This window comes from Asanoa ishikariensis (genome assembly GCF_900107455.1).
GTDB classification, from domain to species: Bacteria; Actinomycetota; Actinomycetes; order Mycobacteriales; family Micromonosporaceae; genus Asanoa; species Asanoa ishikariensis.
The window spans coordinates 2,144,884-2,164,694 of sequence record NZ_FNQB01000001.1; the positions used below are offsets into that span (position 1 = coordinate 2,144,884).

The 19,811-nt window shown below is 72.4% G+C and carries 18 protein-coding genes; 14 read left to right on the plus strand and 4 right to left on the minus strand.

From position 1 onward, the window contains the following. Position 1: 1 nt before the first annotated feature. The 11 genes from BLV39_RS10180 to BLV39_RS10230 are packed head-to-tail and all read left to right on the plus strand — an operon-like array spanning position 2 to position 13,545. On the plus strand, positions 2-1,015 hold the full coding sequence (locus BLV39_RS10180; protein WP_239083971.1) for a LacI family DNA-binding transcriptional regulator: 1,014 nt from the start codon (positions 2-4) through the stop codon (positions 1,013-1,015). Further along, entirely contained in the window at positions 1,012-1,917 is a 906-nt protein-coding gene (locus BLV39_RS10185; RefSeq protein ID WP_090789607.1) for a carbohydrate ABC transporter permease, read from the plus strand. Before BLV39_RS10180 ends, BLV39_RS10185 begins: the two co-directional genes overlap by 4 nt. 1 nt (position 1,918) lies before the next feature. Beyond that, positions 1,919-2,758, plus strand: a complete 840-nt coding sequence (locus BLV39_RS10190; RefSeq protein ID WP_090789609.1) for a carbohydrate ABC transporter permease — start codon at positions 1,919-1,921, stop codon at positions 2,756-2,758. A gap of 34 nt (positions 2,759-2,792) precedes the next feature. Then, a complete protein-coding gene (locus BLV39_RS10195; RefSeq protein WP_090789611.1) occupies positions 2,793-4,085 on the plus strand; it encodes an ABC transporter substrate-binding protein in 1,293 nt (430 codons plus the stop codon). A 2-nt stretch (positions 4,086-4,087) separates the two neighbouring features. Continuing rightward, entirely contained in the window at positions 4,088-5,233 is a 1,146-nt protein-coding gene (locus BLV39_RS10200; protein ID WP_090789613.1) for an ADP-ribosylglycohydrolase family protein, read from the plus strand. 11 nt (positions 5,234-5,244) lie between these two features. Continuing rightward, a complete protein-coding gene (locus BLV39_RS10205; RefSeq protein WP_239083970.1) occupies positions 5,245-6,567 on the plus strand; it encodes an ADP-ribosylglycohydrolase family protein in 1,323 nt (440 codons plus the stop codon). Beyond that, positions 6,564-7,475: a ribokinase gene (locus BLV39_RS10210; RefSeq protein WP_090789617.1), complete on the plus strand. Its 912-nt coding sequence runs from the start codon at positions 6,564-6,566 to the stop codon at positions 7,473-7,475. Before BLV39_RS10205 ends, BLV39_RS10210 begins: the two co-directional genes overlap by 4 nt. Beyond that, positions 7,472-9,418, plus strand: a complete 1,947-nt coding sequence (locus tag BLV39_RS10215) for an SUMF1/EgtB/PvdO family nonheme iron enzyme (protein ID WP_176984833.1) — start codon at positions 7,472-7,474, stop codon at positions 9,416-9,418. Before BLV39_RS10210 ends, BLV39_RS10215 begins: the two co-directional genes overlap by 4 nt. A 4-nt stretch (positions 9,419-9,422) precedes the next feature. After that, on the plus strand, positions 9,423-11,552 hold the full coding sequence (locus BLV39_RS10220) for an alpha/beta hydrolase-fold protein (RefSeq protein WP_090789619.1): 2,130 nt from the start codon (positions 9,423-9,425) through the stop codon (positions 11,550-11,552). Continuing rightward, entirely contained in the window at positions 11,549-12,739 is a 1,191-nt protein-coding gene (locus BLV39_RS10225; protein WP_090789621.1) for a CaiB/BaiF CoA transferase family protein, read from the plus strand. The genes BLV39_RS10220 and BLV39_RS10225 overlap by 4 nt, the downstream gene beginning before the upstream one ends. Next, a complete protein-coding gene (locus tag BLV39_RS10230; protein WP_090789623.1) occupies positions 12,739-13,545 on the plus strand; it encodes an HpcH/HpaI aldolase/citrate lyase family protein in 807 nt (268 codons plus the stop codon). Before BLV39_RS10225 ends, BLV39_RS10230 begins: the two co-directional genes overlap by 1 nt. On the opposite strand, the gene BLV39_RS10235 is transcribed toward BLV39_RS10230, so the two are convergent. After that, entirely contained in the window at positions 13,536-14,405 is an 870-nt protein-coding gene (locus BLV39_RS10235; protein WP_239083969.1) for an alpha/beta fold hydrolase, read from the minus strand. The two genes, BLV39_RS10230 and BLV39_RS10235, sit on opposite strands and share 10 nt — an antisense overlap. 79 nt (positions 14,406-14,484) lie before the next feature. Between BLV39_RS10235 and BLV39_RS10240 the strand changes: the two genes are divergently transcribed. The 3 genes from BLV39_RS10240 to BLV39_RS10250 are packed head-to-tail and all read left to right on the plus strand — an operon-like array spanning position 14,485 to position 16,753. Next, positions 14,485-15,147, plus strand: coding sequence for a TetR/AcrR family transcriptional regulator (locus BLV39_RS10240; protein ID WP_090789626.1), 663 nt, complete (start codon positions 14,485-14,487; stop codon positions 15,145-15,147). Next, positions 15,144-15,614, plus strand: a complete 471-nt coding sequence (locus BLV39_RS10245; RefSeq protein WP_090789628.1) for a heme-degrading domain-containing protein — start codon at positions 15,144-15,146, stop codon at positions 15,612-15,614. Before BLV39_RS10240 ends, BLV39_RS10245 begins: the two co-directional genes overlap by 4 nt. A gap of 5 nt (positions 15,615-15,619) precedes the next feature. Next, on the plus strand, positions 15,620-16,753 hold the full coding sequence (locus BLV39_RS10250; RefSeq protein WP_090789630.1) for a MalY/PatB family protein: 1,134 nt from the start codon (positions 15,620-15,622) through the stop codon (positions 16,751-16,753). A gap of 34 nt (positions 16,754-16,787) precedes the next feature. On the opposite strand, the gene BLV39_RS10255 is transcribed toward BLV39_RS10250, so the two are convergent. The 3 genes from BLV39_RS10255 to BLV39_RS10270 all read right to left on the minus strand — a co-directional run bounded on the left by BLV39_RS10255 (position 16,788) and on the right by BLV39_RS10270 (position 19,796). Further along, a complete protein-coding gene (locus BLV39_RS10255) occupies positions 16,788-17,567 on the minus strand; it encodes a polyphosphate kinase 2 family protein (RefSeq protein ID WP_090789632.1) in 780 nt (259 codons plus the stop codon). A 574-nt stretch (positions 17,568-18,141) separates the two neighbouring features. After that, positions 18,142-18,633, minus strand: coding sequence for an HIT family protein (locus BLV39_RS10265; protein ID WP_090789634.1), 492 nt, complete (start codon positions 18,631-18,633; stop codon positions 18,142-18,144). Continuing rightward, positions 18,630-19,796, minus strand: coding sequence for a hypothetical protein (locus tag BLV39_RS10270; RefSeq protein ID WP_090789636.1), 1,167 nt, complete (start codon positions 19,794-19,796; stop codon positions 18,630-18,632). Before BLV39_RS10270 ends, BLV39_RS10265 begins: the two co-directional genes overlap by 4 nt. Positions 19,797-19,811 lie beyond the last annotated feature (15 nt).

The window sequence follows — 19,811 nt, forward strand, 5'->3', positions numbered from 1 at the left end:
CGTGGCCGCTCGTGCCGGTGTCTCCATCGCGTCCGCGTCCCGGGTGTTGAACGGGGTCGGTGGCAGTCCGGAGACCGTCCGCAAGGTGCGCGAGGCGGCGGCCGAGGTCGGTTACGTGCCCAACGCGATCGCCCGTTCGCTGCAGTCGCAGCGCACCGAGCTCATCGCGCTGGCCGTCGAGGACATCGGCAACCCGGTCTACGTCGAGATGATGCGGGCCATCGAGGCCGTCGTCGCCTCCTCCGGGCGGCAACTGCTGGTGCACGCCACCGGCGGGCGGATCGACAACGAGACCGCCCTGCTGCGCCGGCTCGCCAACCGCTACGTCGACGGGATGATCGTCTCGCCGATCCGCGTCACCGCCGACCATCTGACCGCGCTCCAGGACAGCCCGGTGCCGGTGGTCGTGGTCGGTCAGCTAGCCGCGGACGCACCGGTCGACAACGTCCGCACCGACTCGCGCCGGGGCATCGCGATGGCGGTGGACCATCTCGTCGCCACCGGCCGGCGCCGGATCGGTTTCGTCAACGGCCCGCTCGACACGGTCCCGGGCGCGGCCCGTGACGCCGGGTTCCGCGCCGCGCTGGCCGCACACGGCATCGCGCTGGACGAGAACCTGATCGAGATCGGCGACTTCCAGTACGCCGCCGGCCGGGACGCCACCGAACGGCTGCTCGCCCGCGCCGAGCCGGACGCCCTGGTCTGCGCCAACGACCTGATCGCCGCCGGCGCGCTGCACACCCTGCTGGCCCGGGGCCGGCGCGTGCCGATCGACGTCGCCCTGGTCGGCATGGACGACACCGAGCTGGCCCGGATGATGTTTCCCCAGCTCTCCAGCGTCTCCCTCGGCTCGGCCGAGCGTGGACGCCGCGCCGCCGAGCTGCTCCTGCAACGCATCGCCGACCCGAGCCTGCCGCCGCGCCGCGCGTCGGTCGAGCCCAGTCTCGCCGTGCGGGCCTCCAGCGCGCAGGCCCAGGTCCCGGCCCAACCGTCCCGGGAAGAGGTGACGTCATGACGACGCTGCGCGTCGGGAAGCCGCACAAGGCCCGCTCCGACAAGCTCACCATCTACCTGCTGCTGCTTCCCTCGCTGCTGCCGGTCCTCCTGCTCTCGGTGTTCCCGCTGCTGCGGGGCATCTACCTCGGCTTCACCGACGCCCGCGCCGGCCGCAACGTCGACGTCACCTTCACCGGCTTCGAGAACTACAAGGAGCTGCTCGGCGACGAGATGTTCTGGAACTCATTCAAGATCGGCCTGATCTGGGCGCTCGGCGTCACCGTGCTCCAGTTCGTGCTCGCCCTCGGGCTCGCGCTGCTGCTCAACCAGCAGCTCCGGTTCCGAGGCGTGGCCCGGGTGCTGTCCGTCGTGCCGTGGGCGATGCCGCCGGTCGTGGTCGGCATCCTCTGGAAGCTCGTCTACCACCCGGACGCCGGGCTGCTCAACGAGTTCTTCCACCGGATCGGCGCCGACGGCCTGCGCGCCAACTGGCTCGGCGACTTCAGCACCGCACTGCCCGCGGTCATCATCGTGGGCGTCTGGGCCGGCATGCCGCAGACCACCGTGGTGCTGCTCGCCGGCCTCCAAGGGGTCGCGCCCGAGCTGCACGAGGCGGCGGCCGTGGACGGGGCCAGCGCGTGGCACCGGTTCCGGCACGTCACGCTGCCCGCGCTGGCGCCGGTCATCGTGGCGATCACGTCGCTGGACTTCATCTGGAACTTCAACTCGTTCGGCCTGGTCTACGTGCTGACCGCCGGCGGTCCGGGCGGCAAGACGATGTTGCCGATGCTCTTCGCGTACGAGGAGGCGTTCCGCTACGGCAACTACGGATACGCCGCCGCCCTCGGCAACGTGATGGTCGTGATCATCGTGGCGCTGCTCGCCATCTATCTCCGTCGCCGGCTGCGGGAGGCGAACTGACATGCTGGGCAAACCGAGCCGCACCGGTCGGACCTTGCAGTACCTGGCCCTCGCGGCATACCTGATCTTCCTCGGGTTCCCGCTGGTCTGGCTGCTCTCGACGGCCTTCAAGCCACCGCGCGAGCTGGTGCAACTGCACCCGACCCTGATTCCGAGCAACCCTACGGTCCAGAACTTCGTCCAGGCCTTCACCGAGCAGGAGCTGGGGCGGGCGGCGTGGAACAGCCTCCAGGTCTCGCTCGCGTCGGCGGTGCTGACCGTGCTGGTCGCCATGCCGGCGTCGTACGCCCTCGCCAGGTTCAAGTCCAAGCTCGGCACGCTGGCGCTGGGCTGGGTGCTGCTGTCCCAGCTCTTCCCGTTCGTCCTGCTGATCATCCCGATCTTCCTGGTGCTGCGGCAGGCCGGCCTGGCCAACTCGCACGCCGGGCTCGTGCTGATCTACGTGGTCTGGGCGCTGCCGTTCGCGCTCTGGATGCTCCAGGGCTTCGTCCGCAACATCCCGCGTGAGCTGGAGGAGGCGGCGTCGGTCGACGGCGCGAGCCGGCTGCAGACCCTGCGTCGAGTGGTCTTCCCGCTGCTCGCGCCGGGCCTGGTGGCGACCGCGCTGTTCTCGTTCATCTCCGCCTGGAACGAGTTCTTCTTCGCCCTGGTCCTGATCAAGACGCCCGAGCTGCAGACGTTGCCCGTCGCGCTGGCGCGGTTCGTCGGCATCGAGGGCACCGCCCGGCTCGGCCCGCTGGCCGCCGGCGCACTGCTGGCCACCCTGCCCAGCCTGATCTTTTTCGCGTTCATGCAACGCCGGCTCTCGTCCGGGTCACTAGCCGGCGCGGTCAAGGGCTGATCTCTCTACCCCACCCCCAAGGAGGTAAGAACCCATGCTCCCCATCAGATTCCGTCGACTGGCCGCGGCCGCGGCTATCGCGGTCGTCGGCGTCGGCGCGCTCGCCGCGTGTGGCAACGGCGGCGACGACGAGGCCTCGGCCGGCCCCGTCAAGCTGCGCTTCCTCAGCCTCGCGTGGCAGAAGGAGTCGCTCCAGGCCAACAAGGACCTGGTCGCCAAGTGGAACTCCGAGCACCCCGACATCCAGGTCGAGTACGTCCAGGGTGACTGGAACTCGGTGCACGACCAGTTGCTCACCTCGTTCGAGGGCGGCGACGCCCCCGACATCGTGCACTACGAGGCCTCGTCGATCGGCGAGTTCAGCAAGCAGGGCTACCTGGCCGACCTGAAGGACCTGATCCCGGCCGACCTCAAGGGCCAGATCGACCAGGGCGTCTGGGACACCGTCACCTTCGACGGCCAGGTCACCGGCGTTCCGTTCCTGCTGGAGTCGCAGGTCGTCATCGCCAACAAGAAGCTGCTCGACGCCGCCGGTGTCACGGTGCCGCCGGCCGACGGCGGCTGGACCTGGGACGAGTTCCAGGCCAACGCCCAGAAGCTGACCAAGTCCGGCCAGTACGGCGTGGCGTGGGCGCTGAAGTCGCCGACCAACCGGGTGCTGAACCTGGCGCTCAACTACGACGGCAAGTTCTTCTACTCCGACGGCGGCAAGACCGAGGTCAAGATCGGTGACGCGGAGAAGGAGATCCCGAAGCGGATCCACGACATGCTCTACACCTCGAAGACGGCCTCGCCGGAGGCGCTGGGCATGAGCGGCGCCGACACGCTGCCGGGCTTCTTCGGTGGCAAGTACGCGATGCTGCCCGGCTCGGTCTCGCTGCGCCAGCAGATGGTCGAGCAGGCTCCGAAGGACTTCGAGTGGGTCACGCTGCCGCCGGTCAAGGGCCTGTCCGCCAACCAGGCGGCCAACCCGCAGACGCTGTCGGTCTCCGCGGACTCCAAGCACAAGGAGCAGGCCGCGCAGTTCCTGTCCTACTTCCTCAACCCCACCAACATGGCCACGCTGGCCAAGGGTGACTGGCTGGTCCCGACCGGCAAGCAGGCCAACGAGGAGCTCGTGAAGCTCACCGAGGGCAAGCAGGGTTGGGACGTCGCCGCGAACAGCGCCGCCGACCTGACCGTCGCACCGTTCCAGCAGGCCGACGGCTACCCGGAGTGGAAGACCAAGTACGCCACCCCGGCCCTTCAGCAGTACTTCGCCAACAAGATCACCCTGGACCAGCTCGCGAGTCAGCTGGTCGACGGTGGCAAGCAGGTTCTGAGGTAACAATGTCACTCTTGCTCGACACATCGGTCGGTTGCCTGGTCGGCGCCGCGGTCGGAGACGCCCTGGGTGGCGCCACCGAAACCGCGTTGCCGGAGCAGATCCGAGCCCGCTTCGGCGGCTGGGTCGAGGGCATCGTGCCCCCGTACCACGCCGACTGGGCCACCGCGCGGCCACTCGCGCCGTACCACAAGGGCGACGGGCACATCACCGACGACACATTGATGACCCATGCCCTGGTACGCGCGTACGCGGCCAAACGGGACCACCTCGACGCGTACGACGTGGCGGAACTGTTGGTGCCTGACCTGATCGAGCGGGTGGTGCACATCCCCGACCTGGAGCGGGACGGGGTGACCTTCCATCGGCTCGCGGCCGCCGAGCGGTGGCTGGTCACCCGCCTGCACCACGCACACGCGGACCCGCGCGAGGCCGGGGTCGGCAACATCGTCAACTGTGGCGCGGCCATGTACATGGCACCGGTCGGCATCGTCAACGCGGGCGACCCGGCCGGGGCGTATCTCGAAGCGGTGGAGCTCACCGGGGCGCACCAGCACAGCTACGGCCGGGAGGCCGCGGCGGTCTTCGCCGCCGCGGTCGCGGCGGCGGCGGCACCCGGCGCGAGCGTCGAGGACGTGGTGGCGGCGGCGCTCGACCTGGCGCGCGACGGCACGAGGGGGGCCATCGACGCCGTGGTCAAGGAGGCCCGGGGGCACGACGACTGGCGCGTGGCGATCCCCGCGCTGCGCGCCGCCGTGGCGCCCTTCGACACGGTCGGCGAGGACTACCGCCGGCCGGGTCTGGGCGCCCGTCGGCCGAGCCGGCTGCACGCCATCGAGGAGCTGCCGGTCGCCATCGGCATGCTCGTCGTGGCCCGCGGCGAGTTCCGCCCGGCGGTGCTGGGCTCGGTCAACTACGGCCGGGACGCCGACTCGACCGCCACCATGGCCGGCGCGATCGCCGGTGCGCTCGGTGGCGCCGACGCGGTGCCCGCCGAGTGGTCCGACGTGGTCGGCACCGCCTCGAAGACCGACCTGGTGGAGCCGGCCCGCGTCCTCGCGACCGTGGCCACCGAGGTCTTCGAACGGGACCGCGCCCGGTTCGCCCGGCGCGCCGAGCGGTTCGCCGAGCTCGCCGGCGGCGCCCGGTGAGGATCACCTGGGTGCAGCCCGAGGACCTGCTGCCGCACGAGCTAGCGGCCAGCCGGGACGAGGGCCGCGACGTGACCGCGCTGGCTGCACTGTGGACGGCTGCCGGTGGGGATCTCACCCCGCCGGTCAGCGGTGCGTCGCCGGAGCCGGCGTCGCCGGCAATGCGGGCGCTCGCCGTGGAACTGCTCGACGCGGCCGACGCGCTGCCGCCCGTCGCCGCCGCGGACGAGCCCGACGACCTGGCCGGCCTGCGGGCGACCTGGCCCGCGACGTGGTCGCTGCCGACCACCGTGTCGGTCGACCGGATGCACGGTGCCTGGCTGGGCCGGGCGGTCGGCTGCCTGCTCGGCAAGCCGGTGGAGAAGATCTCCCGACACGGGATCCGGGAGATCCTCACCGCCACCGGCGGGTGGCCCCTGCGTGGTTACTTCACCGCGCGGGGGCTGCCGGCCGAGGTCGCGCAGCGCTTTCCGTGGAACCGGCGCAGCGCCCCGACCAGCCTCGCCGAGAACATCGACGGCATGCCCGAGGACGACGACCTGAACTTCGCGCTCCTGGCCCTGCGGGTGCTGGAGACGCACGGACGCGGCTTCACCAGCGCCGACGTGGCGCAGGCGTGGCTCGACTGGCTGCCCGGCGGGCGGGTCTTCACCGCCGAGCGCGTCGCCTACCGAAATCTTCTGTTGGGCTACCCGCCTCCGCTCAGCGCGCGGCGGCACAACCCGTTCCGGGAGTGGATCGGCGCCCAGATCCGCACCGACGTGTACGGCTGGGTCAACCCGGGTCGGCCCGACCTGGCGGCCGAGCTGGCCTGGCGGGACGCCGTGGTCAGCCACGTCCGCGGCGGGGTGCACGGCGCGCTGTGGGCCGCCGCCCTGGCCGCTGCCGCGACGGTCGCCCGCGACGTCGACGAGGTGCTGGACGCCGCCGAGGCCGTGCTGCCGCCGCGCAGCCGGTTCGCCGCCACCGTCCGCGAGGCGCGGGTGCTCGGCGCCGGCACCGACGACTGGGAGGCGGTGGTCGACGCGCTCTACGCCCGGCACGGCCACCTGCACTGGGTGCACGTGCGCAACAACGCCGCCCTGGTGGCCGCCGCGCTCGCGTACGGCCGGGGCGACCTCGAACGGTCGATCTGCGCGGTGGTCAGCGGCGGGTGGGACACCGACTCGACCGGCGCCACCGTCGGCGCGGTCACCGGCGCCTTGACCGGCGCCGCCGCACTGCCGGAGCGCTGGGTCGGTCCGCTGCACAACCGGCTGGCCAGCAGCATCGCGGGGTTCGACGGAATCGGCTTCGACGAGCTCGCCGCCCGGACTCTGGCGGTGGCTTCATGAACGCGCGCGTCGTGGTGGTCGGCAGCACCAACCTGGACCTGGTCGTGACGACGCCGCAGCTTCCCCGGCCGGGGGAGACCGTGCTCGGCGCGGACTTCCGCACCGTGCCCGGCGGCAAGGGCGCCAACCAGGCCGTCGCCGCCGCCCGGGCCGGCGCCACGTGCGAGTTCGTGGGCGCGATCGGCTCCGACGACTTCGGAGTGCGGCTGCGCGACAGCCTGGTCGCGGCCGAGGTCGGCGTCCGAGGCCTGCGCACGGTTCCCGGCCCGTCCGGGGTGGCGCTGATCGCGGTCGACCGGGCCGCCGAGAACTTCATCGTGGTCGCGCCCGGTGCCAACAGCGCGCTCACCGACCTGACCGACGACGACCGGTCCGCGATCGCCGCCGCCGACGTGCTGCTGCTCCAGCTCGAGGTGCCGCTGCCCACTGTGGTCGCCGCGGCCGGCGCCGCCCGGGCGGCCGGCACCACCGTGGTGCTCAACGCCGCACCGGCCGCGTCGCTGCCGGCGGAGCTGCTGGACCTGGTAGACCTGCTGGTGGTCAACGAACACGAGGCAGCCGTCGTGGCCGGACGAGACGAGCCGGTCGACGCCCTCCTGGAGCTCGTGCCCCGGGTGGTGCTGACGCTGGGCGCGCGCGGCGCCGCCTACGCCGACCGTTCCGGTCTCCGGCTCGCCGTGCCCGCACCGCGCATCGAGGCCGTCGACACCACCGCGGCCGGCGACGCCTTCACCGGCGCCCTCGCGGTGAGCTGGGCCGAGCGCGGGGAGGCGGCGGTCGAGCGCACCCTGCGCTGGGCCTGCGCCGCCGGTGCCGCCTGCGCCCAGCGCGCCGGCGCCTCCTCCGCCCTGCCCGACCGGGCCACCATCGACGCCCTGCACGACGCGACCTACCGAGGAACTCCGTGAGCTTCAACCCGTACGTCCCGCGGCCCATCGACCTGCCGACCGAGGTGCCGCTGGCCGGCCACGCGGACCTCACCGAGCTCGACGAGGCGAAGATCTTCGCCGCGCCGTCCGACCCGGCCGACTGGCCGGCCTGGCGGGCGCAGCTCACCCGGTGGCGGGCGGGTGCGCGCAGCCGGCTCGGCTATACCGGCAGCCACTACGACGAGATCGCCGGCGACTGCTTCACGGTCTGCCTGGCCTGGCTGTGGGACGAGACGCTCTACGACCACGAACGCGGCGTCTTCACCGTCGACGCGTTCCTCGACGGTGCCGCCACGGACTTCGGCGGGTTCGACGGCGTGGTGCTCTGGCACGCGTACCCGGTGATCGGTCTGGACGACCGCAACCAGTTCGACTGGTACCGGGACGTGCCCGAACTGCCTGACGTGGTGCGCGCTTTCCAGGACCGGGGCGTCCGGGTGTTCGTCGACTACAACCCGTGGGACACCGGGACCCGCCGTGAGCCGGGCACCGACGCCGCGGAGGTCGCCGCCCTGGCCGACCTGCTCGGCGTCGACGGCGTCTTCCTGGACACCCTCAAGGAGGGCGCCGGCGAGCTGCGCGCGACGCTCGACAAGGTCCGCCCCGGCCTGGTGCTGGAGGGGGAGAGCCGCGTCCCGCTCGCCCGGATCGAGGATCACGCGATGTCGTGGGCGCAGTGGTTCGCCGACTCCGAGGTGCCGGGCGTGCTGCGCGCCAAGTGGTTCGAGCGGCGGCACGTGCTGCACCACACCCGTCGCTGGCACCGCGACCACCTGGACGAGCTGCACTCCGCCTGGCTCAACGGCGTCGGCCTGCTGGTCTGGGAGAGCGTCTTCGGCGTCTGGGTCGGCTGGAACGAGCGCGACCGCGCGGTGCTGCGGGCGATGCGCCGCGTCCAGACGAGCCACCCGGCGTGGTTGCGCTCCGAGGACTGGGTGCCGCTCGCCGACCACCCCGGCACCGGTCAGGTGTACGCGTCCCGCTGGACGCACGACGACGTTCCGCTGTGGACGGTGGCGAACCGGGGCGGCGACCACGACGGGCCGTGGTTGGTGCTCGACGGCGCCGGCGGGCGGTTCGTCGACCTGGTCACCGGCGCTGAGTTGACCGTCACGTCGGTGGGTGACGGCCGGATCGCGGTCGGCGGGCCGCTGCCGGCGGGCGCGATCGCCGCTGTGCTGCGCACCGACGCCTCGGTGGAGTCGCACGAGTCCCCGGTCGGCGATCCGTCGTTCCCGGCCCGTTCCGCCGTCCGCACCCGCACGCCGTGGGCGCCGCTGGCGGACGTGCCTTCAGGTCTGGTCGCCGTCGATGCCGTCCGGCGGGACCTGGTCGTCCGGCACCGGGTGCGGGAGACCGGCCTCTACGGCGAGGCACCCTACGTCGACGAGTGGAAGCCGCTGCCGCCCCGCCTGCACCACACCGCCACGGTGCGCCGCAGCGTCCACCTAGGACGTTTCGGAATCGCCACGCACGAGGTGACCCACGCCGAGTACGCCGAGTTCCGGAAGGCCACCGGCTACGCGCCGATCCGGGCGGAACGCTTCACCGCCGGGCAGGGTCCGGCCGACGCGCCGGTCACCGGTGTCGACCTGGCCGATGCCCGGGCGTACGCCGCCTGGGCCGGTCTCCGGCTGCCCACCGAGGACGAGTGGCAGGTGGCCGCCGAGGCGGGGCTGCTCGCCCGCCGGGACCCGCTGGTGTGGAACCTGACCGAGAGCGAGCACTCGGACGGGCGCACCCGCTTCGTGATCCTCAAGGGCGGCGCCGCGTACGAGGCGCAGGGCTCCGATTGGTACTTCGACGGCGGACCGCAGCCGGCCGAGGTCTCGGTGAAGCTGCTGCTGACCGGCGCCGGAATGACCCGCTCCGACCAGATCGGCTTCCGTTGCGCGGCCGACCTTCCCACCACCGAGGAGTGACCTGATGAGCAGACTCTGGCGAATCGTCGGCGGCGTGGCCGTCATCCTCCTCGCGCTCGGCCTGGCCGGCGCGCTGCCCGGCCCGGCCGGTGCGGAACGCCTCCGCGCGGGCACGCTGACCACCGCGGCCGCGCCGTCGCCGGCACTGGGCGGCGACATCGACTACACCGTCTACCTGCCGTACGGCTACGACGCGGCTGCCGCCACCCGCTACCCGGTGCTCTACCTGCTGCACGGGCGCGGCGACACCATGGCGGCCTGGACCCGGGTGAAGGACGACCTGGACAAGCTGATCGCCGACAAAGAGGTGCCGCCGGTGATCGCGGTGCTGCCGGACGCGCCCTGGAGCGACCGCGGCAACTACTACGTGGACTCGGCCTACACCGGCGCCGACGACCCCGGCCGGCCCGTGGAGACGGCGTTCACCCGCGACCTGGTCGCCCACGTCGACGCCACCTACCGCACCGCCGCTCACCGGGGTGCCCGGCTGATCGGCGGCTACTCGATGGGCGGGGCCGGTGCCCTGCGCTACTCCCTCGCGCACTCCGACCTCTTCGCGAACGCGCTGGTGCTCAGCCCGGCCGTCTACAAGCCACTGCCGCCGGCGGACTCGTCGGCGCGGGAGTTCGGGGCCTTCGGGTCGGGCGACGAGCGTTTCTCCGACGAGGTCTACCAACGGCTCAACTACCCGGCCCTGCTGTCCGGCCGGGACGCGGACACGCCGGTGCGGATGTACATCGCGGTCGGCGACGACGAGTGGGCCAACCCCGACCCGGCCGACGCGGCACACGACCTCGACTACGAGGCCGCGACGCTCTACAACTCCGTGCGGCGCGCCGACGGCGTGGCCGCCGAGTTCCGGGTCATCGACGGCGGGCACGACTGGGACGTCTGGCGACCGGCCTTCGTGGACGGTCTCAAGCACCTCGCACCCACGCTCAGTGCCACGCCGCCGGCCGGCCTGCCCGGACCGGTGCACGGCACCGCGGGCGCCGACTGGGCGGGCGGCGTCGCGGCGCACCCCGACGGCACCACCACCATCGGGTACGCGGCCTCGGGTCCGGTGGCCGGGCAGCCGTACGCCGGCGGGCTGGACGCGGTCGTGAGCCGCGTCGGCGGCTGGACCACGCAGTTCGGCACGCCGGCCAACGACCGCCTCTACGGCGTGGTGCCGACGGCCGACGGCGGCGTGCTCGCGGCGGGCTACACCCGCGGCGACCTGGACGGCGCGCATCCGGGCAGCCCGGCCGACGACGGTTTCGTGACCCGGCTGACCGCTGCCGGCCAGCGCACCTGGCTCACCCAGGCCGGCGATCCGGCCAAGGCGGACCGGTTCTACGCGTTGGCGGCGGCCCCGGACGGCGGCGCCTACGTGGCGGGCTACTCGAGCGGCTCGTTCGCGGGCGGCGCGGCGGCCGGCGACAAGGACGCGGTGCTGGCGCGGCTCGACCCTGCCGGAAAGGTCGTCTGGAGCCGACAGTTCGGCGGACCCGGTGAGGACAAGGCGTACGCGGTGGCCGCGGACGCCCAGGGCGTCTACGTCGCCGGCAGCACCTCGGCCGCCCTGGCCGGCACCACGCCGCTCGGCGGCACCGACGGCTGGCTCGCCCGGTTCACACCGGACGGCGCGCGCGACTGGGTGACCGCCGTCGGCGGCACCGGCGACGACCTGCTCGGTGGTGTCGCGATCGCCACGAACGGCACGGCGGTGGCCACCGGGTCGAGCGACGGAGACGTCCTGACGGTCGCGTACACGAAGGCCGGCAAGCAGAAGTGGCGCGTGGTCACCGGCGGCCGTGGCGCCGAGGCCGGCGCGGACGTGGTGCCGCTGCCCGACGGCGGCGTCGCGGTGGTCGGCTTCACCGGCAGCACGCTCGGGCTGCCGGTCGGCGGCGCCGACGTGCTGACCCTGCGGCTGGACGCGCGCGGGCGCCAGGTCGGCGTGGCCCAGTACGGCACCGCCCGCGACGACGCGGCCGACGCGTTCGGCGAGGAGAACGTCTACGCGACCCGGGCCGCGGACGGCCGGCTGCTGGTCACCGGTCTGACCGCGGGGTCACCGGTCGGCGGCGGGGCGCTCGGCAACGGCGACGTCTTCCTCGCGTCCGTCGACCCCGCCAAGGGGACGCCATGACGACCCAGCCCTTGGAGGGCGTAAAGGTCGTCGACCTGGCGACGCTCTTCGCCGGCCCGCTCGCGGCGGCCTTCCTCGGTGACTTCGGCGCCGACGTGGTCAAGGTCGAGCACCCGGCCAAGCCGGACCCGGCCCGCGGCCACGGCCCCGCCAAGGACGGCGTCGGTCTGTGGTGGAAGGTGCTGGGCCGCAACAAGCGCACGGTCACGGTCAACCTCTCCGACCCGGACGGCGCGGCGGTGCTACGGACGCTGCTCGCGGACGCCGACGTGCTCGTGGAGAACTTCCGCCCCGGCACGCTGGAGCGGTGGGGCCTCGGGCCGGCGGAGTTGCACGCCGTCAACCCTCGGTTGGTGGTCGCCCGGATCAGCGGGTTCGGCCAGGTCGGGCCCTACGCGCGCCGGCCCGGCTTCGGCACACTGGCGGAGGCGATGAGCGGGTTCGCCGCCGCGACCGGTGAACCGGACGGTCCGCCGACGCTGCCGCCGTTCGGGTTGGCGGACTCGATCGCGGCGCTGGCCACGGCGTACGCGGTGATGCTGGCCCTGCGCTCCCGGGACGTCAGCGGCACCGGGCAGGTGGTCGACCTGGCCATCATCGAGCCGATCATGGCGATGCTCGGACCGCAGATCACCTGGTACGACCAGCTCGGCTACGTCCAGCCCCGGCTCGGCAACCGGTCGAACAACAACGCGCCGCGCAACACGTACCAGTGTGCCGACGGTCGTTGGGTGGCGGTCTCGACCAGTGCCCAGAGCATCGCCGAGCGCGTGATGGCGCTGGTCGGCCGGCCCGAGCTGGTCGACGAGCCGTGGTTCAGCACCGGCAGCGGCCGGGCCGCGCACGCCGACGAGCTCGACGCCGCGGTGGGCTCCTGGGTGGCGCGCCGCGATCGGGACGAGGTGGTGGCCGCGTTCGAGGAGGCGCAGGCCGCGGTGGCGCCCGTCTACGACGTGCGGGACATCCTCGCGGACCCGCAGTACTCGGCGCTGGGGACCGTGCTCGCGGTGCCCGACGAGGAGCTGGGCTCGGTGCGGATGCAGAACGTGCCGTTCCGGCTGTCCGAGACGCCGGGGGAGATCCGGCACGCCGGCCGGCGGCACGGCCAGGACACCGATGCGGTCCTGGCGGCCCTCGGCTACGACCCTGACGAGCTGGCCGCGTTCCGCGCGCGTGGGGTGATCTGATGCTGCTGACCTGGCTCTACGTGCCCGGCGACCGACCGGACAGGTTCGCCAAGGCGGTGGCGTCGGGCGCGGACGCGGTGATCCTCGACCTGGAGGACGCCGTCGTTCTCGGCCGCAAGGCGTACGCCCGGTCGGCGGTCGCGGAGTTCCTCGCCGCACCGCACCCGGTGCCGGTGCAGGTGCGGGTCAGCGAAGACGTGGATGCCGACCTGGCGGCGGTGGCCGGCCTCCCCGGGCTCGGCGGGCTGCGGCTGCCCAAAGTGGAATCGTCGAGCGCGGTCACGTCGTTGGCTTCGCGGGTCGACGTGCCGCTGCACCCGCTGATCGAGTCGGCGGTCGGGCTGGAGAACGCTTTCGCCATCGCGTCCGCCCATCCGGCGGTCGCGTCTCTCGGTCTCGGCGAGGCCGACCTGCGCTCGGACCTGGGCGTGAGCGACGACGACGGACTGCTCTGGGCACGCGGCCGGGTCGTGGTGGCGGCCCGCGCCGCCGGCCTGCCACCGCCGGCGATGTCGGTTTTTGTCGACCTCGCGGACACCGACGGACTGGCCGCGTCGTGCGCGCGCGGCCGACGGCTCGGCTTCCTCGGCCGGTCGGCGATCCACCCGCGCCAGCTCCCCGTGATCGTCTCGGCCTTCAGACCGTCGGCCGCCGAGGTCGACCGGGCAGCCGAGCTGTTGGCGGCCGTGGCCGAGGCGTCGAGCCGGGAGTCGGGGACCGCGGTGCTCCCGGACGGCCGGTTCGCCGACCGCGCGATGGTCGCCGCTGCGCAGCGCACCGTCGACCTGGCCGCCCGCTACAGCTGAGCCATCGCTTTGGTGACCGTCGGCCAGATCTCGCGTGGGAGGTCGTGTCCGACGCCTGCCAGCTCCACGTAGCGAGCGTCGGGAACGGCGGCGGCGATGTGCCGGCCGGCGGACGGGCGGGCCAGCGGGTCCCGGGCGCCGTGCAGCACGAGGGTGGGCACTCGGAGAGTCTTCAGTCGAGGGCCGTGCCAGGACGCGCCGGTCTGTCGGGCCTGCGCGGCGGTGTCGCGCACGCCGCTGGACAGTCCTGCGTCGAGCTCACGCTCCACCCTGGACCGGGCGTCCTGCTCGTCGAAGGGATAGCCGGGGGAGGCGACCAACCGGGCCAGGGCCAGCCCGGCCGCCACGTCACCGGCCCGGCCGTCCGGAAAACGCAGGCGCGCGAGGCGAGCCAGGAAGGGCAGGCGCACGTAGCGGAGGACGGCGGCACCGCTGGCGTCGCTCGGCACCGAGGCGAACGAGGTCAGCGTGCGCACCCTCGTCGGATGGCGCAGCGCGGTGCGTTGCGCCACGAGGCCGCCCTGCGAGATGCCGAAGAGGTGGGCGCTCGGCCAGCCGAGGGCGTCGAGCACCGCGGCGGTGTCGTCGGCCATGTCCTCGGCGGTGTAGGCCGGCGGCCGCCGGCGCAGCAGCGCGGCGAGCGGGTTGCCGGCGGGCGCGTCGAGGAAGTGCGTCGAGCCGCCGGAGTCGCGGCCGTCGAAGGCGGCGACGTGGAACCCGGCGTCCTTGAACGCGTCGACGAGCCCGTCGGGCCACCAGTAGCGGGACACGCCGAGGCCCATCACCAGCAGGAGCGGCTCACCGGTGCCGCCGAGGTCGTCGACCGCGAGGGTCACGTCGCCATTGTGCGCTTCGATCATGCGGGACTCCATTCGAGAACAGTGTTCGCGAACGACGATAGTACGGTGATCTCGAACCGTCGACCGTCAGAGAGGGAGCATGGACGTCCCGGTATGGCTGCGATCCCGTCGCGCCGGCGTCGGTCGTCCGCCGGAGCGCTCCGTGGCGGAGGTGACCGCGGCGGCGATTGCCCTGGCCGACCGGGAGGGTCTGGCCGCAGTCTCCATGCGCCGCGTCGCCGCGTCGTTGGACACCGGAGCGGCCTCGCTCTACCGCTACGTGTCCTCCCGAGACGACCTCCTGGACCTCATGGCCGACGAGGTCGCGGCCGGCTACGACCTGCCGGCGCCCGGCGGCCCCTGGCTGGCTGGATTGCTCGAGGTGGGCCGGCAGGGTCGCACGCTCATGCTGGGCCATCCGTGGCTGCCCGAGCTCGTCCTCACCCGCGCGCCCCTCGGACCGCACGGCGTCGACCTGCTCGAACACGTCCTGGCGGTGCTCGACGGGCACCCGGCCGACCCGGCCCGCAAGCTGGAGGCGTTCGCGGTGCTGAACACCATGACGGCCGCGTTCGTCCTGAACGAGCTAGGCGCCGCCTCCGGCACCCGCATGCGGCAGGGCGCCTACCTCGCCCACGCGATCGCCGCCGGCGCGCATCCGCACATCGCCGCCCTGGGGCCTTCGCCGGTGCCGGGACGCTTCGAGGACACCCTGTCCCGCATCCTCGCCGGACTGCTGGACGATCAAAAGGAGAAACCATGACCGATCTGGACGCCCTCGTCGCCGAGCTCGAGGACCAGGAGCAGCGACTGCGGTTCGCGAGGTTCGACAACGACGATGCCTGGCGGCTCGGGTCCCTGATCGTGTCGTTGGGGCGCGAGCGGAACCTGCCCATCACGGTGGACATCCGGCGGAACGGCCACCAGCTCTTCCACGCGGCGCTGCCCGGCACCGCGCCGGACAACGACCGCTGGATCGAACGCAAGATCCGGGTCGTCGAGCGCTTCAACGCCGCCTCGTACCTGGTCGGCCGGCGGTTGGCCCGGGCAGGCCGCACGCTCGGCCCGGACGAGGGCATCGTCCCGGCCGACTACGCACCGCACGGCGGCTCGTTCCCGGTGCGGATCACCGACGTCGGCGTCGTGGGCACCGTGACGGTCTCCGGCCTGCCCCAGGGCGACGACCACGCGCTCGTGGTCGAGGCGATCGAGCAGTTCCTGGCAGGCTGACCGACATGGACCTGCTGCCGGTCGCTCCGATCGAAACCCTGCGCCAACGCCGCAGCGCGAAGTGGCGCTTCCATCCGTCGGACGTGTTGCCGCTGCCGGTGGCCGAGATGGACTTCGACCTCGCGCCGCCGATCCAGGCCGCGCTGCGATCGGCGATCGAGCGGTCCGACACGGGCTATCCGGCACCGGTCCCGACGCTGTCCGACGCCCTGGCGGGCTTCGCCGGCGAGCGATGGGGCTGGGAGATCGACCCGGCGTCGGTGACCGCGGTGGCCGACGTCGGCGTGGGCGTCGTGGAACTGCTGCGGGTCCTGGCGCGGCCGGGCGACCCCGTGGTGATCTGCCCACCGGTCTACCCGCCGTTCTTCGACTGGGTGCCGGAGGCGGGCGGCCGGGTACACGAGGTGCCACTGGCGGACGGGCGCCTCGACCTGCCGGGCCTGGAGCGCGCGTTCGCCACACATCCGGCGGCGTTCGTGCTGTGCAACCCGCACAACCCGGTCGGCCGGGTGCACACCCGCGACGAGCTCACCGAGGTCGTGCGCCTGGCCACGGCGCACGGCGTGCCGATCGTCAGCGACGAGATCCACGCGCCGCTGGTGCTGCCGGGTGCGACCTTCACCCCGATCCTCACGGTCCCGGGCGCGGCCGCCGTGGCGGTCAGCCTGGTCTCGACGAGCAAGGCCTGGAACCTGGCGGGCCTGAAATGCGCCACCATCGTCACCGCGTCGCCACAGATGGCCGCCCTGACGGATCGCCTCCCACCGGACACCCCGTGGCGGATCGGCCACTTCGGCGTGCTGGCCAGCGTGGCCGCGTACACCGAAGGCGTCCCGTGGCTGGACCAGCTCCTCGCCACCCTCGACGCCCGCCGGGCACTGCTCGGCCGGTTGCTGGCGAAGCGCCTGCCGATGGTGTCCTGGCGGCCGCCGGATGCGACGTTCCTGGCCTGGCTCGACTGCTCCGCGATCAGTGCCGCCCCTCGCGACCTCTTCTTCGAGAAGGGCCGGGTGGCGCTCGAACCCGGCCCGCGCTTCGGCGCCCAGGGCAGCGGACATGTCCGCCTCAACTTCGGCACGAGCGCGGAGATCCTCGAAGCGGCGATCGACCGGATGGCCCGAGCCACGAACGGCCATTGATTCTGACCTATTGGCCCCCACGCTCAAGTCGTGGTCACGTCTCGGGGGTCGGTGCCGCCGGTTGATCGCCGATGTCATGACCACGGGCCACCAGCGCCTCTTCGACCGTGGCGCAGGCCGTCTCCACCACCATGACCCTGGCCTGGCGCTTGTCGTCGGCCGGGACCACGTACCAGGGTGCCTTCGGGTGGTGGGTGCGCTCCAGCATCTCCTCCACTGCCGCCTCGTACTGTGGGCGCTTCTCGCGGTTGCGCCAGTCCTCCGCGGTCAGCTTCCATGACCGAAGGGGGTCGTCGGCCCGACTCTCGAAGCGCCTGAGCTGTTCGTCCTCGGACACGTGCATCCAGAACTTGACCAGGATCGTGCCTTCGGCGGCGAGGGTTCGTTCGAACTCGACAATCTCCTGGTACGCGCGCTTCCACTGCTCGTCGGACGCGAAACCCTCGACCCTCTCGACCAGGACCCGGCCGTACCAGGAGCGGTCGAGCACGGCCATGCCGCCCCACCCCGGCAGCACCGGCCAGAAGCGCCACAAGAAATGGTGACGCTTTTCGTCGTACGTGGGTGCGGCGAACTGGGCCACCCGAACGTGACGGGGATCGAGCGGGCCAACCAGTCGCTTGATGGCCCCGCCCTTACCGGACGCGTCCCAACCCTCGAAGACGATGCACAGCGGCGGCCCGATCTCATGACCCTCGAGCTGACCGCCCAACATCAGCCGCAGCCGGAGCAGCCGCAGTTGCGCCGCTTCGAGGCGCTCGATGGCCTCCTTCTTGGGCATCTTCACGATGGGCTCGACCGCAAGCCGGTTCATCCGTTCAGCTTGCCACCGGCCGTCTCGCGTTACACCTCAGAGCGGTAGACCAGTCCCACGGCATCGGTATGGCCGGGCCAGGTGAGAGTCAGGTGCCAACACCCAGGCTGTGGAAGATCGATGATGGAAGGCCCCGGCCCGCCGGGAACGCGCCGCGTCGCGGAGACGTCCGAGCCGTCGAGCCGCGCCTCGATAACGAGATCGCCAGGCGGTGCGGGTTCCTTGGACACCCAAAGAATCTTGTTGGAAGAGCCGTCCTTTTTTGATAGGGCAAGCGGATACCCAAAGATGGCAGCGACGACCTCAGCCCGGTCACCCATGACGTGGGGCATGCTCGAGTCGCCGGAGAACCCAGCTCTGGCCCATTCCGGCAGCGGCCCAGTCTCGACGGGAGAGACGCAGCCGGTCCGAGTCGCGCTCGCGGCCGGCGACGCCGCACCCGCCGGCGCCGCGCTGGCGGTGCACGCGGCAAGGAGGACAAGAGTCGAGACGGACAGTCCAACGGACAGCAGAGTTCTCACACCACGAAGAGCCGGATGTCGGCATGACGGTTCCCGCGCTCGGCGATTGACGGCTAGGCGGTCCGGGTGGCGACGATCGCCGCCCGCAACCGCGTTGCCAGGGCGGCCTGGTCCGCGTCGCTGATGGCCAGGACGCCGCGGCTGCTCATGACCGCGGCGAACTGCTGCTCCGCGTACGGCACTCCCGGCGGCAGCGGTGCGACATGCCAGTGCACGTGCGCGTTGCCCTGGTGCGAGCCGAGTGACATCAGATAGATCCGCTCGGTCGGCACGACCTGCTTGAGCGCCTCGGCCACGTCGTGCACGACGTCGGTGACGTGCCGGAACAGGGCGCGGTCGCCGGTAACGTCGGCCACGTGCGCGCGTGGCACCACCAGCGTGTAGCCGACCAACGGGGGATAGCGATTCAGGAACGCCACACAGGTGTCGTCCTCGTGCACGATGTGGTGTCGGTAGTCCGGGTCCCCGCGCAGGGTGGCGCAGACGAAGCACGGCCCGGTGCGGACCCGCCGCTCGTAGGCCGCCTCGTCGAACGGGACCTTCATCGCTTCAACGACGGTCCGGTCACCGTGGGCGGCCGGGCGCCGAGGAAGAAGATGCCCGGGAAGCCGCTCGTTTCGAAGCCGTCGCTGCGGTTGCCCTTCCAGGTGGTGTTCTCCACCCGCATCGTGCCGGAGCGGTCGTTGCTCACGAAGAAGACGCCGCCGCCGCCTTCCTTGGCGGTGTTGCCCTGCAGTTTCGAGCCGGCGATGCGCAGCGTGAACAGGTTGCCGTCCAGGTAGATAGCCCCGCCGCTGCCGCCGCCCGGGCTGCCGGAGCGGGCCGGGTTGGCGCCGCTGCCGATCGCCTTGTTGTTCGTGAACACGCTGTTGAGCACGACCCAGGAGACGCCGATGCTGGACAGCGCCGCACCGTTGGAGCAGACACCGCCCGTGAACGTGCTGCCGACGACGTACACCGGCTGGCCGTTGAACTGGCTCAGGACCCTGATCGCCGCGCCGCCGAGGTCGGGGCCGGAGGAGTCGCAGCGGTTGTCCGTGAACTTCGTGTTGACCGCCTTGAACCGGCCACCGCGTACGAAGATCGCGCCACCGCCGCCGCCCTCGGTCGTCTCGCCGGTCGAGTTGCCGCCGGTGAACGCCAGGTTCTGCACGGTCAGCCGCGGGTGGTCCTGGTCCTGGCAGTGCGAGGTGGTGAAGCCCTGTGCCTCGTCGCACGTGTTCATGTAGAGGATGCGGCGCTTGCCGCCACCGCTGAGCGTGACCTTCCCGCCGCCGTCGAGCACGATCTTCGGACCGTTGGCGTTCTTCACCTTCGCGGTCGCGGTCATCGTGATGGTCACCGGGTCGGGGCCGCAGTTGAAGGTGATCACTCCGCCGGCCGCCACCGCCTTGACCACGGCTGCCGAGGTGCAGCTCGCCTTCGTACCCGTGCCGATCCTGCGGGTCGGTTTGCTCGTGTTCTCCGCACGTCCTTCGGCCGGGATCGTCGCCTTGCCGCCCGGGTTGCCGAAACTGGCCGGCTTGGCCGGTGGCTTCGGGGTCGGCCCGCGGCCGATGGCACCCTTGCCGGGCGGCGCGGTGGTCGTCGTTGTCGGCGCCGCCTGGTCCTGGGACGCGGTTCCGGTCGGAGCCGGTTGGCCGGCCTGGCCACAGGCCGAGGCCAACAGAGCCACCAGCAGCAGGGGTACGGCGGTCGCGCGGATCATTCGCACCCGCACGAC